Origin of the sequence: Pantoea sp. 22096, from assembly GCF_052045955.1 — a bacterium.
GTDB lineage: Bacteria > Pseudomonadota > Gammaproteobacteria > Enterobacterales > Enterobacteriaceae > Pantoea > Pantoea alfalfae.
Genome location: NZ_JBQEPW010000001.1, coordinates 1,068,222 through 1,085,174, shown reverse-complemented (window position 1 = coordinate 1,085,174; position 16,953 = coordinate 1,068,222). Strand labels below are relative to the sequence as shown.

General features: G+C 57.5%; 14 protein-coding genes. 3 read left to right on the top strand and 11 right to left on the bottom strand.

Going from position 1 to position 16,953, the window contains the following annotated elements:
• Positions 1-62 precede the first annotated feature (62 nt).
• Positions 63-1,886 carry a glycoside hydrolase family 15 protein gene (locus ACTJKZ_RS04960; protein ID WP_440829315.1) on the top strand — a complete coding sequence of 608 codons (1,824 nt, stop codon included), beginning with the start codon at positions 63-65 and terminating at the stop codon, positions 1,884-1,886.
• A gap of 13 nt (positions 1,887-1,899) precedes the next feature.
• Here ACTJKZ_RS04960 and ACTJKZ_RS04955 read toward each other — a convergent pair whose 3' ends face one another.
• The 5 genes from ACTJKZ_RS04955 to ACTJKZ_RS04935 all read right to left on the bottom strand — a co-directional run bounded on the left by ACTJKZ_RS04955 (position 1,900) and on the right by ACTJKZ_RS04935 (position 5,615).
• Positions 1,900-2,397: an RES family NAD+ phosphorylase gene (locus ACTJKZ_RS04955; protein ID WP_222924021.1), complete on the bottom strand. Its 498-nt coding sequence runs from the start codon at positions 2,395-2,397 to the stop codon at positions 1,900-1,902.
• Entirely contained in the window at positions 2,397-2,849 is a 453-nt protein-coding gene (gene parS / locus ACTJKZ_RS04950; RefSeq protein WP_161734809.1) for a type II RES/Xre toxin-antitoxin system antitoxin, read from the bottom strand. The genes ACTJKZ_RS04955 and parS overlap by 1 nt, the downstream gene beginning before the upstream one ends.
• An 86-nt stretch (positions 2,850-2,935) precedes the next feature.
• Positions 2,936-4,090, bottom strand: coding sequence for a class C beta-lactamase (gene ampC / locus ACTJKZ_RS04945; RefSeq protein ID WP_440829314.1), 1,155 nt, complete (start codon positions 4,088-4,090; stop codon positions 2,936-2,938).
• A 30-nt stretch (positions 4,091-4,120) separates the two neighbouring features.
• A complete protein-coding gene (locus tag ACTJKZ_RS04940; RefSeq protein ID WP_161734815.1) occupies positions 4,121-4,366 on the bottom strand; it encodes a hypothetical protein in 246 nt (81 codons plus the stop codon).
• 67 nt (positions 4,367-4,433) lie between these two features.
• Positions 4,434-5,615 (bottom strand): glycosyltransferase family 4 protein, encoded by a 1,182-nt coding sequence (locus ACTJKZ_RS04935; RefSeq protein ID WP_440829313.1) that lies wholly within the window; start codon positions 5,613-5,615, stop codon positions 4,434-4,436.
• Positions 5,616-6,243: 628 nt separating this feature from the next.
• Here ACTJKZ_RS04935 and hpxO point away from each other — a divergent pair.
• The gene (gene hpxO / locus ACTJKZ_RS04930) at positions 6,244-7,401 is read left to right on the top strand and encodes an FAD-dependent urate hydroxylase HpxO (protein WP_222924018.1); all 1,158 of its coding nucleotides are present in this window, start codon (positions 6,244-6,246) and stop codon (positions 7,399-7,401) included.
• 42 nt (positions 7,402-7,443) lie between these two features.
• On the opposite strand, the gene dcp is transcribed toward hpxO, so the two are convergent.
• The 5 genes from dcp to guaD are packed head-to-tail and all read right to left on the bottom strand — an operon-like array spanning position 7,444 to position 15,433.
• Positions 7,444-9,486, bottom strand: a complete 2,043-nt coding sequence (gene dcp / locus ACTJKZ_RS04925) for a peptidyl-dipeptidase Dcp (RefSeq protein WP_222924017.1) — start codon at positions 9,484-9,486, stop codon at positions 7,444-7,446.
• A 60-nt stretch (positions 9,487-9,546) separates the two neighbouring features.
• Positions 9,547-10,323: a xanthine dehydrogenase accessory protein XdhC gene (xdhC, locus tag ACTJKZ_RS04920; RefSeq protein ID WP_253421955.1), complete on the bottom strand. Its 777-nt coding sequence runs from the start codon at positions 10,321-10,323 to the stop codon at positions 9,547-9,549.
• Positions 10,310-12,676, bottom strand: a complete 2,367-nt coding sequence (gene xdhB, locus ACTJKZ_RS04915; protein WP_285085755.1) for a xanthine dehydrogenase molybdopterin binding subunit — start codon at positions 12,674-12,676, stop codon at positions 10,310-10,312. Before xdhB ends, xdhC begins: the two co-directional genes overlap by 14 nt.
• The gene (gene xdhA, locus ACTJKZ_RS04910) at positions 12,666-14,108 is read right to left on the bottom strand and encodes a xanthine dehydrogenase small subunit (protein ID WP_260058227.1); all 1,443 of its coding nucleotides are present in this window, start codon (positions 14,106-14,108) and stop codon (positions 12,666-12,668) included. The genes xdhB and xdhA overlap by 11 nt, the downstream gene beginning before the upstream one ends.
• On the bottom strand, positions 14,105-15,433 hold the full coding sequence (gene guaD, locus ACTJKZ_RS04905; RefSeq protein ID WP_440829312.1) for a guanine deaminase: 1,329 nt from the start codon (positions 15,431-15,433) through the stop codon (positions 14,105-14,107). The genes xdhA and guaD overlap by 4 nt, the downstream gene beginning before the upstream one ends.
• 401 nt (positions 15,434-15,834) lie before the next feature.
• Here guaD and ydfG point away from each other — a divergent pair, with 401 nt between their 5' ends.
• Positions 15,835-16,581 carry a bifunctional NADP-dependent 3-hydroxy acid dehydrogenase/3-hydroxypropionate dehydrogenase YdfG gene (gene ydfG / locus ACTJKZ_RS04900; RefSeq protein WP_161735918.1) on the top strand — a complete coding sequence of 249 codons (747 nt, stop codon included), beginning with the start codon at positions 15,835-15,837 and terminating at the stop codon, positions 16,579-16,581.
• 31 nt (positions 16,582-16,612) lie between these two features.
• Here ydfG and ACTJKZ_RS04895 read toward each other — a convergent pair whose 3' ends face one another.
• Positions 16,613-16,939 (bottom strand): YnfA family protein, encoded by a 327-nt coding sequence (locus ACTJKZ_RS04895; protein ID WP_061063722.1) that lies wholly within the window; start codon positions 16,937-16,939, stop codon positions 16,613-16,615.
• Positions 16,940-16,953: the final 14 nt, after the last annotated feature.

Below are 16,953 nucleotides of genomic sequence, written 5' to 3'. Positions count from 1 at the left end.
TTTTTTTGTCCCGTTTTTGCCCACAGAAGAATTCTCGTTACAGTGAAATAAGGAAGCAGACCATGCAAAACCCGATCATTCATTCGCCGGTCAGAGAAGATGGCTTTGCGGGTCTGGGTGATTATGCCGCCATTGGTGAAGGCCGCTCGGTGGCGCTGATCGCGCCGGATGGGGCTATTGACTGGTGGTGCGCGCCTAATCTCGATGCGAAACCGCTGTTTGATCGCCTGCTTGATGCCGGACTCGGTGGCTACTTTCAGATCGTGCCGCGCACGCCCTATCAGGTTTCGCGCCGCTACCGTGACAACAGCAATGTGCTGGAAACCCGTTTCGAAACGGACAGCGGCAGCGTACTGTTGACGGAATCAATCAACAGCACGCTGGCGGGCCGTCTGCCGTGGTGTGAACTGGCGCGTCGCATTGAGGGCGTCAGCGGGGAGGTGGAATTAGCGATCACCCTGCGTTTCGGCACTGCCGCTGAAACCCGTTCGCCCTGGGTGGCTGACAATGAGAAAGGCAAGGTATTTCACATCGCGGAGATCATGGCGATGTTTCGCACCAGCGAAGATATTCAGATAACCGAGCTGGATGATGAGCAGGTCTGCGCCACGCTGCGCACAACGGCCGGTTCCCGATCGCTCTGCGCGCTGCTGGTGACCGAAAAAGAGCCGCTGGCGGTGCCGCCACTGGAGGCTATCGATCAGCGGATCGAAACCAGTCACACCGGCTGGACCAGCTGGGTGGAGAGCCTGCGTTACGCTGGCAGCTATCCGGCACTGGTAAAGCGCTCTGCCCTGTCGCTGAAGTTTCTCTGGTACTCTCCGACCGGTGCGCTGGCCGCTGCCGCGACCACCTCCTTACCGGAAGGTATCGGCGGCGAGAAAAATTATGATTACCGCTACGCCTGGGTGCGCGACGCCTGCCTGATTATTAAAGCGTTCGTCTATATCGGGGCGCTGGAAGATTGTAAGGCGGCCTTTTCCTGGCTGTCGCAGACCATTATGCGTCACGGTGTCAGACTGCGGGCCTGCTATGCCCTGAATGGCGATGAGGTGCCCGCCGAGCGTTATCCGCCGCTGAGCGGCTATAAAAACTCTCAGCCGGTGCGGGTTGGCAACAACGCCCGCGACCAGCTGCAGCTCAGCATGTATGGCGACATGCTGGTCACCGCACAGCACTTTATTGAAGCGGGACACGTACTGGATATCACCACCTCGCGCATGCTGGGTGAGCTGGCAAACTGCTGCGCCGATCACTGGCGGCAGAAAGATTGCGGCATCTGGGAACTGCCGGAGCTGCAACATTACACCCACTCCAAGATGGCCTGCTGGATGGCGCTGGACCGGGCGGTCGCGCTGGCCGAAAGCCAGCATATCGAACCGACCTGGCTGGGACGCTGGCAGCGGGAACGTGACCGCATTCGCGACTGGATTGAGTCGCACTGCTGGTCAGAGCAACAGCAGGCTTATCTCTTTTACGCCGGCAGTGACGATCGCCTCGACGCATCGCTGGCGCTGGTTCACGGCTACGGCAACGCGGTTAATCCGCAGCGGATGCTTTCGACCTACCGCGCAATCCAGCAGGCGCTGGGCGACGGCAGCGCCATGCTCTATCGCTACAGCGGCGTCAGAGAGGAAGAGAGTACCTTTCTCGCCTGCGCCTTCTGGCTGGTAGAAGCATGGGCAGAGATGGGCGAGACCGGCCAGGCGGAACAGGCGATGCAGGAGATTCTTGATACGCTGAACGGCCACGGTAACGTCGATATCTTCAATGAGATGTATGATGTCCGCAGTCAGAGCTGGCGAGGCAATATGCCGCAGGGGCTGAGCCATCTGGCATTGATCTGCGCGGCGCAGGCGTTGTCGGAATCGCAGCCGTCAGCGTGATGCATCACTCATGTTACAGAGAGGTCAGGGAACCGGCGTCCTGTTGCAGCCGGAAGCGCGGGTCGAAGAAAAACGGTTCTGCCACCACTTTACTGATGATGCCCGCTGCCGCCGGATGACGGGGATTGAATAGCGCGTTCCATTCACCCGTCAGCGTGCTCGGCACCTTGAGCACCAGGCCGTTGTCCGGGCTGGCGAGCCAGTCATCACCAATTTGTCGGGTAGAAGATGGTGCAGGATCGGCCTGCCAGTCAGCGGGTAACGCCGCCAGCGAAAGCTCGGTGATCAGCGATTCCGGTACGTTAATCGCCAGCATTGTGTAGTCATGCGCCAGATCCTGAATGGTGAGGTGCACCAGCGCCTCCAGCACACAGAGCGCCCGGCTCGATCCCATATAGACACAGATCGTTCCCACAGAATTCCAGCGCCCGCCATAAGTACGGGCACCGAACCCATCAAAAGCGGTCATCGCATACTCACGCTTCACCAGGCGAAAGAAAGGCACCGCCATCAGGTGATCACGCCATGCTCAAGCTGACCAATCAGGTTAATCACCGCTTCAGCACCCACCACCGTGGTGGTCATCTCGGCTGGTTTTTTACCACCCAGCGCTTTGGCGGGCGTTTCCAGCCACTGCACCAGCCGCTCTCTGTCGTCACGAAACAGGGTGCTGGCGGCAGAAAGAACGCGGATCAACATATAGATCCGTCCGCTCTGATCGGGCGAAAAGGTCTGCTGCGGATCTTTGACTTTACGGTTATAAGTGGTGCGATCGATGCCCGCCAGACGGCACAGCCAGCCCTCATCAAAGGTGGACAATGACGCGGTGCGTTTCAGCACGCCGCTGCTGAATCCTGTTGCGATACGCTGGTGTGCATCAGGCAGCGTTTCCGGCAGGTTCAGGGCGTGCAGGAGCGAACGGTTATGCTGATGCTGAGCGGGTGTGTAGATGGCGATGGACATAGCAGCCTCCTGTTCATTTGATTTTCATTTTAGCGCAAATGAACAGAGGGTGCCAGCCTGCTCGGGCTGAGCAGGCGTGAGGCGTATTATTCAGCCGTACCCTGCCGGAGCGCCTGCAGAATCTGCCACACTACGCGGATGCGAAGCGGATTGGGGTAATTTTTGTTGGCAAGTAGCACGATGCCGCTGTTCTGCTCAGGAATAAAAGCGATATAGGCACCAAATCCATTAGTAGAGCCGGTTTTATGCACCCAGCTGGCGCTCTGCGACGGTCCGACCGGATTGATCAGGGTCGCCGGACGCGGTTTCAGCGCCACGCCATTATCGTTGTCTTTGAGCAGCGTCTTAGCATCGACGGGCCAGTCGTAGATCTCCCAGCCCAGCCCCTGGTAAAGACTCCCGACGTTAAAATAGCGCGACTGCGCGGTGCGGATGGCATTGCGCAATACGGCATTGCCCGCCGACAACCGGTTGGGATCGACGTTGGCTTGCATAAAGGTCAGCATGTCACGCGCGGTGGATTTGACGCCATAGGCTTCGGCATCCAGCATGCCGGGGGAAACCCGAACCGGCTGACCGTTTTTATAGCCCCAGGCGTAGTTCAGCATCATCGACGGCGGCACGGTAATGTAAGTGCGCGTCAGGCGCAGCGGCTGAAACACATGTCGCTCCATCGCCTGCTCATAATCGCCCTTCACCATCAGCGAGCCAAACAGACCGATACTGGCGTTAGAGTACTGGCGCTGCAGACCGGGTGCTGCCTCTGGCTGCCAGTTCTGATAGAAGCGGAGCAGCGAAGCCTGATCGGTCACCTCATCGGGCAGCTGTAGAGGCAGGCCGCCCGCGGTATAGGTCGCCAGATGCAGCATCCGCACCGGACGCCACTGCTCACCCGTCAGCTGAGGCCAGACTTTCTGTACCGGATCGTTAAGACGGATTTCGCCGTTGCGGATCATGATTCCGGCCAGGGTGCCGGTAAAGGTTTTACTCACCGACCCCAGTTCAAACAGCGTGTTTTCCGTAACCCGGCGGCGTGACTCAAGATCGGCCACGCCGAGGTTCACAAACTGCGCCCGGCCCTTGTAAAGCACCGCCACCGACATACCGGGGATCGCCTGCTGCTCCATCAGCGGTTCGATCACGGCTTTAACCAGAGAAGTGACCTGCTGTGAGGAGAGATCGGCGGCAACACAGCTGGCAGAGAGAGAAAATAAAGCAAGGTAAAAAAAGGACTTTTTCATTGTTAACTAAGCGTTCTTCACTGAATCGAATTATTTACACTGGCTGGAACAGGCCTGTACGCACATCTGAGCCTTTGAGCTACAGGCACCGCTATCCCGGGTGTTGCAATGGGATTGCTCTACGTAGCAATTGGTCTGACAGGTGGAGAGATCGCAGCGGTCAGCGACGGGCGTCAACTGCACCAGCGGCGCGCGGGCCGGAAAAATCGGTGCAGGCTGAGCGAAGGCGCTGCTGCCCAGTAATCCGGACAGCAGCAGAGCGAGGATAATTTTCATAACATTTCTCCTGAGGTACGCAGCACTAAGTATGGCCAGTCTGGCGCGCGCCGTCAGAGAAATCTCATCAAATTGAGACCCCAGGAGGGTGTTGAGTGACATTCATCACGCCACGACTGTAAATATCATTGAGCCGGGCGATATAACGCTGGGTGTCATGCTGCTCTTTGATACGCAGAATGGCCGCTTCCCCTTTCTCCTGCAATATTTCAGGACGTTCAATGATGGCGAGCAGCGTCGATTTCAGCCCGTCCACCAGCGACCGGCGCAACTGCGATTTTTGCTCTGCCGAGGTGATGCTGTATTCGCGATCGGGGTCAAGCGGACTCGCAATGACCCAGCCCGCATTGGCAGGATTGATTTCCGGCAGCGCACGCACGTTGCTGGTGATGACCGGACAGCCGTTGGCCTGCATCTCCAGCACGGAGAAACCGTAAGTCTCCTGCCAGGTCGGTAATAAACCGGCATCGCTCTGACGGAACAGCTGCATCAGCGCACTGTTTTCCATCTGTGAATGATGCGTAATGCAGCGATAGCGCTTGATGCGGTTCTCAATGTCGCGACAAAAAGCATCATCATCCTGGAATTGACGGTGAGCAACATTACGACGTTTGGTGAGATCGCCAATCAGCTGCAGATCCAGCTGCGACTCGTCCAGCCGGTGCTCTTCAATCAGCTCACTGATTGCCAGCACCACTTCCGCCCCGCCTTTACGGTAGAACTCATTACCGGCAAAGATCAACTTCAGAATACCGGGCTGACGCGGCGTTTTTTGCTGAACGAACAGCTTTTGCGGCGGATGCAGCACCAGGGTTTTACGGCGGATTTGCTGCGCAACATCCGGTTTGAACAGTTTCATCTGAATGTTCAGCGTAGCGTCTGAGATGGCAATCAGCCCCAGACAGTTATCTTTTAACAGATAAGGAATAAGCCGTTGCAGCTCAGGGTTATCCTGCTTGGCAACACCCGCTACCGGCAACACGCGCGGCAGCTCGGTTTCAAACGAGGCGACCCACTTCTGCTGAGTGATGGCGACTTCGTTGAACAGATGAAGGATGTCAGCCCGCGATGCCCCGGAAAAAGGCACAGGCTGAAAGACAAAGGTTTTATTCTTTTTAAGCAATCGGGTACGTAACGGATTAATAAAATAGAACAGATTGCTCTTTTTCAGATTTATATAGTCGTTATCCGGATTAACTAAGATATTACGTTGCTCCGGATACTGGTTATTCGTGATTCCAATTTTCATGATCGTCTTCCAGAGTCCTTTATGTCCAGAGTGATCTATATCACGCGATCGCGGCGGATACGTTTGAGCAATTTCCTAAAAGCCCTTTCTGCTGTGGCTTGCACAGTTTTGCTAATGATTGCACCCGGTGATAAAACAGTCATAACTGTGTCTGTTTATGAATCTGCATTTTTTATTAACAGGTATGTTTAATTGTTTCAGCCCAACTGCCTGTTGAATAAGGTAAGGATTTCCCGGGCAATACCTGCGCCATTTATTATGTGTATGTTTAATTATTTGTTAGTAATGTTATCAAAGCGAGATAGTTATTTAGTTTACAACTTTTAAAGTAATTTACGGCGCGGGATAACGGGATGTCGACTCTCACTGACTGATGAATGTCCCGGAAACCTGATAGCGACCATAAAACAAATGATGAAACAAAAGATGCAGCCTGATCACATCTGCACTCTTCTGGCTCCCTGAGTTGCCACATTTAAGTGCATCACATCAGAAAGAGGTTGCCTGCCGCACACCGCAAGAATGAAAGTAAATCCATGATTTAATTTAATTTTGTAGCAAACCCCAGCGTAGCCACCTCTCTGGTACAAAAGTTGCAGGAGTCTCTCCATGCAGACAGGAGAGCATTATGAAAGCAATCGTAATTGGTGGCGGTATTGGCGGAATGAGCAGCGCGATTGCGCTGGAGAAAGCCGGGATCGACGTTGAGGTGTTTGAGGCCGTTCAGGCGATGAAACCCGTCGGCGCGGCGATTTCTATCTGGCCCAATGGCGTTAAATGCCTGAATGCGCTGGGAATGAAAACCGCGCTACGTAAGCTGGGCGGCAATATGGCCTATATGGCCTATCACGACGGCGCAACCGGTGCGCCCCTGACCCGCTTCAGCATGGCTCCGCTGGTGCAGCAGGTGGGCGAATATCCCTGTCCGGTGGCACGAGCAGAACTGCAGGCGATGCTGATTGATACCTTCGGACGAGAACGGGTGCAGTTTGGCAAGCGGGTGATCCAGGTCGAACAGACTGAAAATGGCGTCATCGCCACTTTCTCTGACAACAGTCAGGCGCACGGCGATTTTCTGATTGCCGCCGATGGCACCCATTCCGTCGTCCGCGACTATGTGCTGGAGCAGAAGCTGGAACGACGTTATGCCGGTTACGTTAACTGGAATGGCCTGGTCACCATAGACGAACGTATTGCGCCCGCCGATCAGTGGACCACCTTTGTTGGTGACGGTAAGCGTGTTTCACTGATGCCGGTCAGCGGCAATCGATTCTACTTCTTCTTTGATGTGCCGCTACCGAAGGGACTGCCGCAGGATCGCAGCACGGTGAAAGCGGACCTGACCGGCTACTTCCAGGGCTGGGCGGATCCGGTGCAGCAACTGATTGCGGCAATTCATCCCGACACCACTAACCGGGTTGAGATCCACGACATTGAACCGTTCAGCCGCTTTGTCAAAGGGCGAGTAGCGCTGCTTGGTGATGCGGCCCACAGCACCACGCCCGATATTGGTCAGGGTGGCTGTGCGGCGATGGAAGATGCCGTCGTGCTGGCCGCGACGCTGGCCTCTCATTCGCTGGGTATAGAAGATGCCCTGTTGCGCTATCAGGCGCGACGGGTTGAGCGGGTAAAAGATCTGGTGCTGAAGGCGCGCAAACGCTGTGACGTGACCCATGCGCGCGACCCGGCGGTCACGGCGGAGTGGTATCAGTCATTGAAAAACGAAACCGGTGAGCGAGTGCTGGCCGGAATGTGCGAAACCATCGAAGGCGGCCCGCTGGGCTGACCAAAAAAACAGGGGCTGTCACCATGACAGCCCTTTTAATTATCAATTCGCCAGACCGCGATTCTTCAGCATGGGCTCAAGCTGAGGTGCTGCGCCCCGCCAGCTTTCATACAGCGTTTTAAGATCGCTGCTGTTACCTCGTGACAGAATCTTCTGCCGGAAGATGTCGCCGTTTTCACGGGTCAGTCCGCCATGCTCCGCAAACCATTGATAGCCATCGTCGGCGAGCATCTGCGTCCAGATATAGGCGTAATAACCTGCGGCGTAACCACCGCCCCAGATATGCTGGAAATAGCTGGAACGATAGCGCGGCGGCACCGCCGACAGCGCCATATTGTCGCTCTGCAACGCCTGCTGCTCGAACCCTTCTACGCTTTGCGGTGCGGCATCACAGTTAAGGCTGTGCCAGTGCAGATCCAGCAGCGCGGCAGCCAGCAGTTCGCTCATCTCATAGCCTTTATTGAACGTCGCGGCCCGGACGATCTTTTCATGTAGCTCAGCAGGCATCAGCTCATGAGTCTGATAGTGACGGGCATAGTTTCGGAACACCGCTGGCTCGCTGGCCCAGTGCTCATTGATCTGCGAAGGAAACTCAACGAAATCGCGCGGGGTTTCCGTTCCCGACAGGCTCGGATAGCGCTGGCTGGCAAACAGACCGTGCAGCGTGTGACCGAACTCGTGAAACATCGTGATAACGTCGTCCCAGCTCAGCAGCGCCGGTTCACCGGCTGGCGGCTTGGTGTAGTTACAGACGTTGTAGATCACCGGTTTGCTGTCGAGCAGCGTAGACTGGTTGACGAAGTTGCTCATCCAGGCGCCGCCGCCTTTGCTGTCGCGCTTAAAGAAGTCGGTGTAAAACAGCGCCAGGGGGGTCTCATCGGCGTCAAAAATCTCGTAGACCTGGACGTCGGGATGGTAAACGGGCAGATCCTGTCGCGGCGTGAAACGGATGCCATAGAGTTGCGTCGCCGCCCAGAACACGCCATTCTGCAGCACTGAATTCAGTTCAAAGTAGGGCTTAATCTGGCTCTCATCCAGATCGTAACGGGCACGCCGCACCTGTTCGGCATAAAAACGCCAGTCCCAGGCCTGCAGGGTAAAGTCGCCCTGCTGCTGGTCGATGGTCTGCTGGATAGCCGCCGCTTCACGCTCCGCACGACCGCGCGCGGCAGGCACGATGTTATGCATAAACGCCAGCGCCGCCTTAGGCGTTTTGGCCATCTGATCCTGTAACTTCCACTCGGCATAGCTGGCAAATCCCAGCAGCCGCGCCTGCTCCGCCCTGACCTGCGCCAGACGTAATACCAGCTCGCGGGTGTCGTTCTCATCGCCTTTTTCCGTGCGCGTCACGCCCGCCTTAAACAGCGCTTCACGGGTTGCGCGATCGGCCAGGCTCTGAAGTGCGGGTTGCTGGGTGGTGTTTTGCAGCACCAACAGCCAGCGCTTTTCCAGTCCGCGTGCCTGCGCTTCCGCCTGCGCCACCGCCAGATCGGCCGGTGAGAGTCCCTCCAGCTTCTGCAGATCATCGACGACCAGCCCACCCGCTTTAGTGGCGGCCAGCAGTCTGTTGGTGAAGCGGGTGCTGAGGCGGGCCGCCTCCTGATTCAGTGCCTTAAGCTGCTGTTTCTGCGCTTCCGGCAGATTGGCCCCCGCCAGCTGGAAACGCTGCCAGATCACCTCGACCAGCCGTTTTGATTCAGCATCCAGTTTAGCGCGCTGCAGATAGACCGCATCGAGCCGCGAAAACAGCGGGCGGTTCAGCATGATGTCATCGTTGAGCGCGGTAAGCTGAGGCGCAATCTCCTCATCCACCTGCTGAAGATACGGACTGGTATGCGCCGAGGTCATGGCACTGAACACCAGATTCACCCGGTTGAGCAGTTGTCCGCTCCTCTCCAGCGCCTCATAAGTGTTGAAAAAGCTGGGCGCGTCGCTGTTCAGTGCGATCGCCTCGATCTCCTGACGCTTCTCCTCAATGCCCGCCTGCAGCGCGGGCAGAAAATCCTGCTCCTCAATCTGGTCAAAGGGAGGCGCCTGATAAGGCAGTGTGCTGACGCTAAAGAAGGGATTCTGACGGGCGTTCATGGTTCGCTCCTGGTGGGCATCGCAAAGTCTTATCCTGACAGGTTGCCGCGAAAGCGCAACTCAGGCGATTTGCTGCTGATACACGCTGATGATTTCCCCGGCAATCGCCACCGCAATCTCGGCGGGCAGCTTGCCTTTGACGTCCGGCAGGCCAATCGGACAGCGTAGGCGCGCCAGCGGCTCGCTTGCCACACCCTTGCCTGCCAGCCTGTAGCGGAAACGCTGGTTTTTCGTTTCAGAACCGATCACCCCGGCATAGCGGAAATCGCCGCGCTTCAGCACCGCCTCGCACAAATCGAAGTCGAGGGGATGATGATGGGTCATGATGATGAAGTAGCTGCCCGCAGGCGCCTGGGTCACACAGTCGAGCGGATCGTCCGGCTGCAGTGTCATCACGCCAGCGGGAACGTGGCTGAACTGCGCCGGACGGCTATCGATCCAGTTTACGTGACAGGGTAACGTCGCCAGCAGATTCACCAGCGCCTGTCCGACATGGCCCGCGCCAAACAGGTAAATTTCCGGCTGCGCCTGAAGCAGCGGCTCAAACAGCAGTGTGGTTTTGCCGCCACAACACTGTCCGAGCCGCGCGCCGAGGCTGAAATCCTCGATGTGGGGCGCAGTTGCCCCGCTCTGCAGCATCGCCCTGGCCTGAGCGATGCACGCAAACTCCAGATGACCGCCACCGATAGTGAGAAAACTCTCCTGCTGCGTGACGACCATTTTGCTGCCGCTGTCACGCGGCACCGAACCGTGCTCACTGAGCACGGTGATCAATACGCAGCTCTGGCGTTTTTCACGCAGCTGATGCAGCACGCCGATCCAGTCATGATAGATCATCAACAACTCCCGTCAGGCGCTGCACGCCCCAGAAGATCCGCTCCGGTGTCGCAGGCGCATCCAGCCCAGGGTGCTGCTGGTAACCGGCGACGCTGGCGACCGCATCCTGCAGCGCACACCAGGCGGCTATCCCTAACATAAACGGCGGTTCGCCTACGGCCTTGGAGTGAAACACTGTGTCTTTCGGGTTTTTACGGTTCTCCACCAGCGTGACCCGCAGGTCCGCCGGAACGTCGCTGATGGCAGGAATTTTGTAGCTTGCCGGACCATCGGTCAGCAGCTGGCCTTTGTCACTCCATACCAGCTCTTCGCAGGTGAGCCAGCCGACGCCCTGCACAAAGCCCCCTTCGACCTGCCCGATGTCGATGGCAGGGTTCAGCGAGGCCCCGACGTCATGGAGAATATCGGCGCGCAGCAGGCGGGATTCACCGGTTAAAGTATCGATCACCACCTCGCAGCAGGCAGCCCCAAAGGCGTAGTAGTAGAACGGCGTGCCACGCCCGGCCAGCCGGTCGTAATGAATCCCCGGCACGCGATAATAGCCGGTGGCAGAGAGTGGCACCTGATTGAGCCACGCCAGCTTCGCTACCTCGGCAAAGGTATAATGCTTTTCGCCAGCGCGCACTACGCCATTACGAAAGCTCACCGCCGCCGCATCGCACTGATGCAGTTCGCAGAGCATGGCGGTCATGCGGTCGCGCAGGATTTCCGCAGCGTTTTGCGCTGCTTTACCGTTAAGGTCAGCGCCGCTGGAGGCCGCCGTCGGCGAAGTGTTGGGCACTTTGCCGGTGTCGGTGGGGGTAATCTGGATTTTATCGGTTTCAATCTGCAGCACTTCGGCAACAATCTGAATCACCTTGGTGTTCAGTCCCTGGCCCATTTCGGTGCCACCGTGGTTAAGCTGCACCGTGCCGTCGGTATAGATCAGAATCAGCGCGCCCGCCTGATTGAGGAAGCTGGAGGTAAAGGAGATGCCGAATTTTACCGGCGTCAGCGCCAGGCCGCGTTTCAGCAGCGGACTGCGGGCGTTAAACGCTGTGATTTCCGCGCGCCGTGCCTGATAGTCGCTGCTCAGCTCCAGCTGTTCAGTGATCTCATCCAGCAGATTATCCTCTACCTGCTGGTGGTAATGGGTGATGTTACGCTCCTGCTTGCCGTAATAGTTACGCTTGCGCAGCGCCAGTGGGTCCAGTCCACGGTCGCGGGCGATATGATCCATGATCTGTTCAATCGCCACCATGCCCTGCGGTCCGCCAAAACCGCGATAGGCGGTATTCGAGGCCATATTGGTGCGGCAGCGATAGCCGGTTATTAGCGCATCGCCGAGGTAATAAGCGTTATCGGCGTGGAACATGGCACGATCGACGATTGATCCGCTAAGATCCAGCGAATAACCGCAGTTGCCGGCAAGATCGATTCTGATGCCGCACAGACGCCCGTCCTCTTCAACGCCCGCGTCGTAGCGTACAAAGAACGGATGGCGTTTGCCGGTGACGCGCATATCGTCGCGGCGTGAGAGCCGCATCTTTGCCGCCCGGCCGGTCTGACGCGCCACGATCGCGCAGAGGCAGGCAACCCCGGCCGCCTGTGTCTCTTTACCGCCAAAGCCGCCGCCCATCCGGCGCATATCGATGGTCACCTGATTCAGGCTGATGCCCATCACTTCCGCCACCAGCTTCTGCACTTCGGTGGGATTCTGGGTTGAGGAGAAGACCTGCAACTGCTGATCTTCGCCAGGAATGACCATTGCCGTCTGGGTTTCCAGATAGAAATGCTCCTGGCCGCCGATATGGAACGATCCGCTGACCCGATGCGGCGCGCGTGCCAGTGCCGCGTCTGCATCCCCGCGCTGGTGAATGTGCGGTTCCTGCACAAAGCTGCCCTGCGCCAGCGCCTGCTCCACATCCAGCAACGGTTCCAGCACGTCATACTCAATCACTGCCGCGGCCGCGCCAAGACGCGCAGCGTCAGGGGATTCCGCCGCCACCGCAATCACGATCTGCCCCAGGTACTCTACTTTGTCATGTGCCAGCAGCGGATCGCCCGGCTCCAGCGGCCCGACATCATTGATGCCCGGCACATCCTGCCAGGTTAATACGCTCACCACGCCGGGCACGGCATAACAGGGCTGCACATCTATGCGCAGGATGCGCGCATGAGCATGCTCACTCAGGCGCGGACAGAGGTGCAGCAGACCAGGCAATTCCGGCTTGTCGTCGATAAAACGCGCCTCGCCGGAGACATGTTTTTCCGCGCTCTCATGACGATGACTGCGACCCACGCCGCTCTGTAAATCCGCGGCATACTGCGCCTTGATCACCTCTTCGTTGAGTTCAGGACGGTTATGAGACATAGCGGGAGACCTCGAGGCAGGTGATTTCGCCGTTGTGGCGATGCCAGTAGCGGCGGAGCAGATTGCGTGCCACCTGAAGGCGGTAGTTACTGCTGGCACGGAAATCAGAAAGCGGCTGGAAATCTTCTGCCAGCGCGGCGGCTGCTCGTGACACTGTCACGGAACTCAGCAGCTGACCGACCAGCGCCTGTTCACACTGCCGGGCGCGTTGCGGCGTGGCCGCCATGCCGCCAAAGGCGATACGGGCGGAACTTACCACGCCCTGTTCCATCTGCAGATTAAAGGCAGCGAACACGGCGGAGATATCATCATCCAGCCGTTTAGAGACTTTCCAGGCAACAAAATCTGGTGACACCGTCACTTTATCGATGCGAATAGCGCGGATAAACTCCCCTTTTTCCAGCTGCGTCTGGCGATAGCCGGTAAAGAACTGATCCAGCGGCAGGCTCCGCTGCTGCTCACCGCGCTGCAGCAGCAAGCTGGCATTGAGGGCCAGCAGCACCGGCGACGCGTCCCCTATGGGTGATGCATTACCGATGTTACCGCCGAGTGTCCCCTGCAAACGGATTTGCAGTGAAGCAAAGCGTTGCAGCATCTCGCTGACGCCGGGAATGCGGCTGGCAAGAAACTCGCTAACCTGCTGTAGCGATGCGCCCGCACCCAGCAGATAGTGATCGTCAAATTCGCTGCAGACTTTCAGCGCGGCAACCTGCTCAAGTGCAATCAGTAGCGGTATTTTTTTATGCTGCTGGGTGATCTGCAGGCTGAGATCGGTGCCACCCGCAATCAGCTTCGCATCGGGATGTGCCTGATAGATTGCGGCCAGCTGGGATGGAGTTTTTGGCAGAAAGCAGCGATGACCCTCAACGCCTATCTCCTGCATCTCCGGAGTGGCCAGCGCCGCCAGCCGCTGTACGGTGCTGGCGGCACTGTGATCGAACTGGTCATTGACCGGCTGCGAGCAGAGCTGTTCGGCCGCAGCCATGATTGGCCGGTAGCCGGTGCAGCGACAGAGATTGCCCGCCAGCGCAGTTTCCGCCTGATGCCGATCCCAGCCCGCTGACTTTTTTTGCAGGCTGAAGAGCGACATTACAAAGCCTGGCGTGCAGAATCCGCATTGTGAGCCGTGGCAGTCGACCATTGCCTGCTGCGCCGGATGCAGTGCGCGACCGTGGCGCAGATCCTCAACCGTGATCAGCTGTTTGCCCTGTAACGCGGAGACCAGCGTCAGGCAGCTATTGATCGTTTCATACTGCATCTCACCGCCGACAGCTTTACCCAGCGTGACGCTGCAGGCACCGCAGTCGCCGGAGGCGCAGCCCTCTTTAGTGCCAGGCCGATGCTGACAAGTGCGCAGGTAGTTGAGCACCGTGAGATTCGGGTCGAGCGCATCTTCGCTGACCAGCTGGTTATTTAACAGAAACTGGATCATGCGGCTTGCTCCTGTGCATCGCGCTGCCAGACCGGACGACCACCGACCCAGGTCTGGGCAATGTTGCGGTCGTCGCCCAGCGTCATTAATACAAACAGTTTTTCCCAGATGTCTTTGCTGTTGCCGATGCGGAGTTGCTGAAGCGCAGAGACCGCCGGATCGAGCACCACAAAGTCCGCCTCTTTACCGACGCTGAAGTTCCCGATTGCATGGTCGAGATCCAGCGCGTGCGCCCCGCCCAGCGTGGCGTGATAAAAGGCTTCGGCGGCGCTGAGCCGGTAGTGCTGCAGCTGGCCTACCTTGTAGGCTTCGCCCAGGGTCTGCAGCATACTAAAGGTGGTGCCTGCGCCGACATCGGTGCCAATGCCTGTTTTCACGCCCTGCTGCCAGCTGCGTTTAATGTTAAACAGGCCGCTGCCGAGGAACAGGTTTGAGGTAGGACAGAAGGCAATGGAGGAATCGGTATCGTGCAGACACTGCCATTCCTGCTCTTCCAGATGCAGGCAGTGCGCAAACACGCTGCGGCGACCCGTCAGCTGGTAATGATGATAAACATCCAGATAACCCTCGCGCTCCGGGAACAGTTCTTTTACCCAGGCAACCTCCTGCGGGTTTTCGCTGAGATGAGTGTGCAGCCAGGTATCCGGAAACGCCTGACGCAGTTGCTGCACTTTCTCCAGCAACTGCGGGGATGAGGTCGGCGCAAAGCGCGGTGTCAGTGCATAATTCAGCCGTCCACGCTTGTGCCAGCGCTCAATCAGCGCTCGCGTCTGCTGGTAGCTCTGTTCCGGGGTTTCGATGAGATTGTCGGGTGCATTGCGATCCATCATCACTTTGCCGGCAATCAGCCGCATGTTCAGGGCTTCGGCCGCGCTGAACAGCGCATCGACGGATTGCGGATGCACGGTGCCAAACACCAGCGCGCTGGTGGTGCCGTTGGAGAGCAGCTGATGCAGGAAAAAGGCGGACATCTTTGCGGCGTGATCCGGGCAGTGATACTGCGCTTCAACCGGGAAAGTGTAGTGATTCAGCCACTCCAGCAGCTGTTCGCCAAAGGCACCAATCATCTCCGTCTGTGGATAGTGAATGTGGGTATCGACAAAGCCAGGCACAATCAGTTTGCCGCGCATATCGGTAACAGGCTGACCCGCCAGCCTCGCCTCGCTGTTCTCCCAGCTATCCAGCCCAACCACGTGTCCGTCACGCAGCAGCAGCAGGCCATCCTCCAGATAGCGAGCCTTTCCGGTCAGGTCGTCGGGATGATCCACCACGCCTGTGAAGTCAAAAAAGGTGGCGCGTATCGCCATATCGGTTGCTGATAGCATGGTATGTCCTTTCTGAAAGCGCGATTGATTATCTGCAGATGAATCTCTGTAAAAATCTTGCAACCTGCGTGCCAGATCTGAAATACAATAAAACCCTTAAATATCAACACACTATCGACAAAAGTTAAGCGTTGCGCAACAAAGGTAGCCTTCGTTAGCGTCGCAACCGTTTGCGAAGCCGATGCAAACGGTTGCGATTCGATATTGCACGGATGACTTAATGTGAGTATGGCCTGTTGCCAGACAATCTGCCCTTTTGCGGTGCAGACTGCCCTGAAAAGGCGCAGCGGGATGCCCGTTAAAATCCGTTTACGGGCCAGGCTGCTTTTCCTCGCGCAGAAGCAGAAATGAAATGCTATGGTGAAGCCCTCGACTCTGAAAATGGCATAAGGAACAGTGAGATGATTATCTTTGTCACCGGCGCGACTGCCGGTTTTGGTGAAAGCATCACCCGCCGCTTTATTGAGAACGGTCACAAAGTGATTGCGACCGGCCGACGCGCTGAACGTCTGAAAGCGCTGAAGGATGAGCTGGGCGACAACCTTTATACCGTGCAGCTGGATGTGCGTAACCGTGCCGCTATTGAAGAGGCGGTGGCACAGTTACCGGCCGAATGGCGCAATATCGACGTGCTGGTTAATAACGCCGGTCTGGCACTGGGCATTGAGCCTGCGCACAAGGCTAACGTGGAAGACTGGGAAAACATGATCGACACCAACACCAAGGGGCTGGTCTATATGACCCGTGCCCTGCTGCCACAGATGGTGGAGCGGGATGCAGGTCATATCATCAACATCGGGTCCATTGCCGGCAGCTGGCCGTATGCCGGAGGCAACGTTTATGGGGCGACCAAAGCCTTTGTGCGCCAGTTCAGCCTGAACCTGCGAACCGATCTGCACGGCACCGCGCTGCGTGTGACCGACATTGAGCCGGGTCTGGTTGGCGGCACCGAGTTTTCCAACGTGCGCTTCAAAGGCGATGATGACAAAGCCGGTCAGGTCTATGAAGGCGCTACTGCTCTGACGCCAGAGGATGTGACAGAAGCGGTCTGGTGGGTCGCCACGCTGCCTAAGCATGTCAATATCAATAGTCTGGAGATGATGCCGGTCAGCCAGACGCTGGCGGGTCTTAAAGTACATAAGCCGTAAACCTCTGCCGCGCCAGCCATGATGGCTGGCGTTAACCGCGTCCCCAGCCCATGACGATGATCAGCATGCCGCTAAAGGCAATCAGTGCCCCGCTCCAGTCCCACGCACTTAACTTCACGCCATCCACCACCCGTAACCAGAGCAGTGCGGTGAGCACATAGACGCCACCGTAGGCGGCATACACTCGTCCGCTGGCAGCCGGATGCAGAGTCAGCAGCCAGACAAACAGCGCCAGACTGGCCGCGGCAGGCAGTAACAGCCACGCCGATCCCCCTTTTTTAAGCCATAGCCACGGCAGAAAGCAGCCGGTGATCTCCGCCAGCGCGGTTATAAAAAACAGCAAGGCGGTCTTAATCAGCACCCTTACCTCTC